This window comes from Sporocytophaga myxococcoides (assembly GCF_000775915.1).
GTDB classification, from domain to species: Bacteria; Bacteroidota; Bacteroidia; order Cytophagales; family Cytophagaceae; genus Sporocytophaga; species Sporocytophaga myxococcoides_A.
Genome location: NZ_BBLT01000018.1, coordinates 1 through 7,191 on the forward strand (window position 1 = coordinate 1; position 7,191 = coordinate 7,191).

General features: G+C 41.0%; 5 protein-coding genes and 1 pseudogene. All 6 read left to right on the forward strand.

Features of this window, described 5'->3' with window-relative positions:
* Positions 1–185: hypothetical protein (locus MYP_RS24330; protein ID WP_045469905.1), on the forward strand; the 185-nt coding region annotated here is incomplete at its 5' end.
* 62 nt (positions 186–247) lie between these two features.
* On the forward strand, positions 248–421 hold the full coding sequence (locus tag MYP_RS24335) for a hypothetical protein (RefSeq protein WP_156140824.1): 174 nt from the start codon (positions 248–250) through the stop codon (positions 419–421).
* Positions 421–3,108: a toprim domain-containing protein gene (locus MYP_RS26660; RefSeq protein WP_052430492.1), complete on the forward strand. Its 2,688-nt coding sequence runs from the start codon at positions 421–423 to the stop codon at positions 3,106–3,108. The genes MYP_RS24335 and MYP_RS26660 overlap by 1 nt, the downstream gene beginning before the upstream one ends.
* A 133-nt stretch (positions 3,109–3,241) precedes the next feature.
* Positions 3,242–4,135, forward strand: coding sequence for a tyrosine-type recombinase/integrase (locus MYP_RS25590; protein WP_052430493.1), 894 nt, complete (start codon positions 3,242–3,244; stop codon positions 4,133–4,135).
* Entirely contained in the window at positions 4,125–4,970 is an 846-nt protein-coding gene (locus tag MYP_RS25595) for a tyrosine-type recombinase/integrase (protein ID WP_052430494.1), read from the forward strand. The genes MYP_RS25590 and MYP_RS25595 overlap by 11 nt, the downstream gene beginning before the upstream one ends.
* A 789-nt stretch (positions 4,971–5,759) precedes the next feature.
* A pseudogene (locus MYP_RS25600) lies at positions 5,760–6,662 on the forward strand (RHS repeat-associated core domain-containing protein); the annotation flags it as partial.
* Between the last annotated feature and the right edge of the window lie 529 nt (positions 6,663–7,191).

The following is a 7,191-nucleotide window of genomic DNA, read 5'->3' on the forward strand; positions in this document are numbered from 1 at the left end:
AAGCCCTTTTAAAGGATTATTGCAGTCCCGAGGCGTTTGCTATGGCCCTCGACGAAGCTATGTTAAGAATGGTATTACAGTTAAGACACGATCCGGAAGCCTTAAAGAGTACGGTTCGTCATTATGAAAAGCTGTACATCTTAAGAAGCCTCATTGTAAATCCTGAAATCCTTCACCAACCATGAAAGCAGAAAAGACAAGAGAATTAAGGTTCCGTTTGGGTCAGCTGTTTTGTGAGAGTTTAAGAATGAGCCAGAGCCTTTACCAGTTGTGTCTTATAAGAGAGAAGATAGAAGGCAGAGGCTATGAGAAATATGATAAAGGGGATATACTAGGCGAGTTCGCAAGGCTTCAGGGTATACTGAGCGAACTTGACCGTGAAATGAAAAGCATACATGATCTGTTAAACCATCCCAAGTAATGGAGATACCGGAAATCAAGGAAAGCCTTGCAATAGGCACAGTACTGGAATATTATGGCCTGAAGCCAGATAAGAGCCATCGTCTGAACTGCCCGTTCCATGAGGACAAAACACCGAGCATGCAGGTGTATCATAAAACAGATACGGCTTATTGCTTCTCTGCTAACTGTACCACTCATGGCCGAAGCCTTGATGTAATAGAGTTTATTATGTACAAAGAGCAATGCAGCAAGGGGGAAGCCATTAATAAGGCGAAATCCCTTGCTGGTCAAAGCTCCCGACCTCAGTCTTCAAAAGCAGTAAAGCCGGAGACAGAAACAGTGAAATCGAATCTTGCCCGTATTGCAGTATTAGGAAAGGTCATGAGTGAAGCCCGTCATAACTTGCAGCGCAGCAGTAAAGGACAGGCATACTGTAAAGAAAGAAATCTTGATTATGAAAAGTATGAAATAGGTTCTTTAGAGGAAAGGTATCATAGAAACTGGAATGCAGCATTAAAAGCCAGTGCCCTTGAAATAGGCCTCTTGACAGAGCAGGAGAATAAAAGCCTCAGTCCGGTACTAAGGAACTGTCTGGTCTTCCCGATCAGAAACAAGTCAGGTCAAATCGTCAATCTTTACGGTCGTAGCATAACAAGAAAGAATCACTACTATCTTAAAGGAAGGCATCAGGGTTTATATCCCTGTTATCCTAAAGCAGAAACCCAAAGGTTAATAGTAACGGAAAGTATCATTGATGCTGCAACTTTAGCACAGTATATAACAGACGAAAGTTATGGAATACTGGCCTGTTACGGTACAAATGGTTTTACTGCAGAGCATGAAGAAGCAATCAAAGCATTAAAAGGATTAGAAGAAATAATCTTCTTTTTTGATGGAGACGAGGCCGGGAGAGCAGGAGCAGAGCGCATATCCGAAATACTTAACACTTATAACTTAAAACTTACCACTACCACAGTTCCTACACCTGAAGGCGAAGACATTAACAGTCTTATACAAAGCCATGATACGGAAATACTAAACCATCTGTTAGAGCAGAGAGCGGAAATAGCAAGAGAAACAGAATCCTGTTTATCCTTAAATCCTGTAAATCCTGATTCAGACAATTTAACTTCCATACATCCCAGTCCTGACAGCTTAGACATCAGCAATCCCGATAAAATAACCTACGAAACAGAAGCCGTTAAAATAACGATCTGGGGCGGTATAGAAAAGCACAACTTACACAGATTAAAACTAAGTCTAAGTCTTGAAAACAAAGGTAGCGGTCAGAGCTTCCGGGACGATGTGAACTTATACAGCAACAGGAGCTTTAAACAGTTCCTTCAGAATGCCTGTGAAGAACTTGGAGTATTAGAGACCTTTTTAAAAAACATCTTGCAGGACTTTACAAAAGAAGTAGAGAGCTACCGTCTTGATCAGAAAGAAAAAGCAGCGATACAGAACAGGCCTGAGAAAGTGGAGCTGAGCGGAAACGAACAGAAAGAAGCAATCGAACACCTTAAAGACAAAGCTCTTGTAAAGCATCTGAGAACGTCTATGCAGCAATGCGGACTGATAGGAGAGACAGACAACGGTTTACTGCTGTTCCTGATCTTCTTAACAAGATACTTTGATAATCCGCTTCATGCTCTGGTACATGGCAGTTCAGGAAGCGGAAAGACGAATTTATTAAAAACGATCTTAAAACTTGTACCGGAAGAATGTAAGTATGAAACCACGGCTTTAACTGAAAACGTACTGTTCAGACCGCCTTATAGAAGCTTCTGGAAAAACAAGATCCTGTTACTGGAAGACCTTGACGGAAGTTATAAAGCCCTGTTACCACTAAGGGAGTTTATGACAGCTCAGAAGATAAGCAAGTTTGTAACGGAAAGCGACCCGAGAACAGGAGCCTTTAAACAGGTACATTTACAGGCAGAGGGACCGATCTGTATAGCAGGAGCCACGACCAAAGATAAGATCTATGAAGATAACAGCAACCGGAGTTTTCTTATCCATGTGAATGAAAGCAAAGCCCATCAGGATGCCGTACTTGACTATCAGAATAGACAGGCTGCCGGGCTTACAGATACTACTTCAGCCATACGAACGGCTCATAAAGTACACAACATACAGCGTATGTTAAATAACAATATTAAAGTAATAAATCCCTTCCAGCCTTCTTTAAAGCTACCTGAATACGTGTTCAAGAAACTGCGAACGAACACACACTATATAACCCTGATTCAATCTATAACCTTCTTACATCAGTATCAGCGTGAAATAAAGCAGAGCCGTACAGGGGAGAAATATATAGAAACCACATTGGAAGATGTAGAGCTTGCCAACCTGTTAAGCAAAGAAAGTTTACTCAGGAAATCCGACGAACTGAGCGGAGCAGTGAGAGAGTTCTTTGAATCGCTGAAATCCACAGTACGACAGACAAACAGAGAAACCTTTACAGGTAAGGAAATCCGTGAAAAGTTCAGAATGCATCCCATGCAGTTTAATCGCCGGATTACTGAGCTTCAGGCAAGGGGTTATCTGAAACAGGCGGGAGGCAATCAGAAGACAGGCTATGAATATAGGATCACGACCTGGGATGATTATAAAGTGCTTCAGAGCGCTTTAAGTATCATGGATGATACCTTGTCTGTTCTCTGGCAAAAGTACCCGGACGGGAAGTATAACAGAAGCATAACATAAGTATAACACTAAAAAAAGCGAAGCAACGGCAAGCTAACTTATTATAAAACAGGATAAAATAATTAAGTATAACAGTATAACAAGTATAACACGGAATGAGGATGGGGGTACTGTTTTTTGTAAAAGGCACGGCATGAAAAAGTTAAGGCTAACAAAAGATGAACATATAAGACTGGAATCGGGCTTTAAAGAATGGCTTGCGGTTACAGGTTATGCAGTATCCACGGTAAACAGCCTTCCTGCTAATATCAGAGAGTTCTTCCACTGGCTTGAACAGGAAAACATGGCTATAAATGATTTAACACCTGCGGAGGTTCTCCGCTACTTCATTTATCTGAAAGAGCGACCAAGACAAAGAAAGACAGGGGCATTAAGCAATAATTATTTATTAAAGCATCTTCAGGCCATAAAGCGTTTAAGCGACTACCTTAGAAACACAGATCAAGAGAGCTTTGATGCGGATATTGTCATTACCGGAGATAAACGAAAAATCCCGGAAATACTAAGCAGGGAAGAAATAAAGCAGCTGTATGAAGCAACGGAAGACAGCCCAATGGGACTCAGAGATAGAGCCATGTTAGCGGTTTATTATGGCTGTGGACTAAGAAGAAATGAAGGTATAAGCCTTGATACGGGAGATATTTTAACGGATAAAAACCTGCTGTATGTGAGAAATGGTAAGAACTATAAAGAGCGTTATGTACCAATGACAGCAGAGGTAAAAGAAGATATAGAGAGTTACCTGCTTTATGGGAGGCCTTTTTTAGTGAAAGAGGAATACGAAGAAGCCTTCTTTTTAACGGAAAGAGGAGAGAGGCCGGAAGGTCAGAGCCTGCACATAAGACTGAAACAACTGGCTGAAAAGGCTGAAATAGATAAAGTGTCTGGTCTTCATAAATTACGTCATACCATTGCTACACACTTGCTTGAAAGCGGAATGAGCCTTGAAAACATTGCTCTGTTCTTAGGCCATGAAAGCCTTGAAAGTACTCAAATCTATACCCATATCCTGAATAATGACCTTTGAAGATTATCTGAAGACCCGGCAATTAAGCTCTGATACGATAATACGGTATAAGAAGCTTTTAGAGTCATTTTTTGACTGGATGAAGGAAGGAGGCCAGGCAGGAGAAGAAATCGTTTATAGCGACCTTTTAGACTATATTAAGGTATGCCAGAAGAAAGAACACAGTAACAGTTTTATCAATCAGCAGCTGACAGTAATAAGATATTATTACAACTATCTGAAATACATCGGAAAAGTAAAGTCCAGTCCGGCAGCGGGTCTTTTTGTAAAAGGTAGAAAGAGAACAGTTCCGCATGATCTTTTAAATGAAGAGCAGCTGAAAGTACTTTACGATAACTTTACACCAGAAGAAGAAACCGGAATACACAGTAAAGCCATGTTGGGGTTAATGATCTGGCAGGGTCTGTTAAATAATGATATGGCTATACTGGAACCTCATCATCTGAAACTGCGGGAAGGTAAAATAGAAGTGCCGGGCACAGGTAAGACAGACAGAAGAATCCTGCCACTGGAGGCCGTACAAATCATAGACCTCTATGAATACCTGATGAAAAGAAATCCTTCAAATGAAAAGCTGTTTACAGGAACGGACAAAGAAAGCGATCTTCAGAACGTTCAGGACAGACTGATAAAAAAGCTCAGAAAGAACCATACCTTCCTGATCAATGGAAATCAGATCAGGCAAAGCAGAATAAGCCTCTGGATAAAACAGTACGACATAAGACAGGTTCAGTACCTTGCAGGGCATAAGTATGTAAGCAGTACGGAAAGGTATAAAAGCACCGACCTTGAAGACCTTCAGAAAGAACTTGAAAAGCACCACCCGGGAAGCTAAAGAACCAAATCCCGAATCCGCACTGCCACAACGCACAAACCTACCGCACAGGCCTTGCGTCCTTACGGCACGCATATAGGATCAAAGGCGTTCGTGCAGTCCTCGCTTAGTTCCGTCAGGCAGTGCTGCAAGGCGTTCGTTCGTGCAGGGTCAACCGCACAAACCCACCCTTCACCCTTCCTCTCTCAGCCTTGCATCACCGCTCCACAAGTACAGCCTCCGTGCCTCCGGCAGTACTTGTTACGCTCTGCCTTCCTTCACACGCTGCGGGCTTCCTCACGGCTGCTCTAGTGTCCGTGTCCTCGCTTCAGTCGTTCCTCCTTCAGCAAGGCCACGTACACCCGCAGCCAGAGTTATTGCTCGCCTGCTATGCACCACCGGACACGGCCGGTCGCTCCCCTCGCGGGTCGCTTCTCCCGGCCGGCCGTTGTTGCGCTCGCAGCGGCTCGCCCCGCAACCCAACCCTTAAAGGGCTTTAATCACGAGTGCAGCAGCCTTCCGCGCGCAGTATGCTTCTCTGTTAAAGAAATACACCCCGCGCTTGGAGCTTCACGAAATCGGTTAAAAAGCAGTAAATGACGGCAAAAAACGAGCAGTTAAAGAATGGCTTTTTAACCGCTTCCGTGAAGGATAATAAATTATATGAAAAGCGTTTTTTTTATTAACTTGCAGAGTATAAACGTTCTTTGAATACAGCAGTGGGGAGGCTAGATAAAGCAGAGCCACTGAAAAAACAGGCCTAAGAGAGTATAAGGAGGAAGCGATTCCAGCCCGGATTATTATCCGTTCGGTATGATCGCTAAATCGTTCAACTCGCAGAATTATAGGTATGGGTTCAACCGAATGGAAAAAGATGATGAGCTGAAGGGAAGTGGAAATAGTTATGACTTTGGGGCGAGGTTTTATGATGCACGATTAGGTAGATGGATGAGTGTCGATCCATTGGCAAGTAAATATCCTGAGGTTTCTACATATTGCTATGCTGCGAATTCTCCAATTTCCATCATAGATATTGATGGTAGAGATATTTATTTATTCTTCTATTCTCAAGAAGATAGCCACTCAGGAGCAGGTCACATAGCTGTTGGAGTTGGATCTGAAACTAATATGCAATACTTTAGTCATTATCCTGTACATGATAATGCTCCAGGAGGAGCACATAATGTAACAGGACTCACTTATGATAAAGCAAAAAATTATGATGTTAATGCAGGATTACAGCAAAAACCTCCAGCTTTGGTAATTAGAATTAAAACAAGTGGAGATGTAGATGCAGAGACAGTTAAAAAATTAACCGAATCGCTTAAGTTAGAATGGAGTGCAACTGGACAAAATTGTGCTGATGGTGGAAAGCAAGCTTGTACCATAGCAGGCGTTAAACACGCTGAAAATGAGTTAATATCTTCTCCAGCAAGGTTAGCAGATTATTTATTAAATGAGAATGCCGATAAATTGAAAAATGGAACTATTTCCGTAGTAGAAGGAGATGTTGCGAAATTTGAAGATAAGAATATTAACAATGCAATAATTTCGACAACAACCAAATCTACTGGAAATTATATAAAGGCAGGTTATAATGCAGTAAAAGAAGGTGTAGTAGAAACGACTGAAGCGGTTGGAGATTTCCTCGGGGATGTTAAGTCAAAAACGCTTCAGGGTATTAGTGATTTTAATAATTGGACTCCTCATTAAAAATATGAAGAAAGTTTATGTTATTGTTTATTATGCACTTAGCATGATATTTATCCTAATAAATGTATTGTTAAATGCCTTATATCAATATATCTCATCATCTGTATTTGGCTTATTATTAATAATGATATTAGGAATTGGATTTGTCTCAATATTTGTAAATAATTTTTATAAAAGAATTATTTTTATCTTAATCAATGCATTAGTCATAATATTACCAATAAAAGAAATGATTAAGATTATTTTAAACTTAATGAAATATGGGATGCTAGATCACATAATTAAAGAGCTTTCTATCATATTGGTTATTATTATGATGATAATATCACTATTCAAATTTGCATCATTAGTAGTTAACGGCAATAGAGTATCTTAATAGAGTCTTACACCCCGGCTGGTGTCTTCATCTGCTCGCGCTCGCTTGTAGCGAGTGCAATCTGTGATAGAGGTAGAAGTATAGAAGGTTAAGTTACAATTGAATAAAGGGCATTCGCATTTGTAATGCGACTGGTTAAAAGTGGTCGGATCC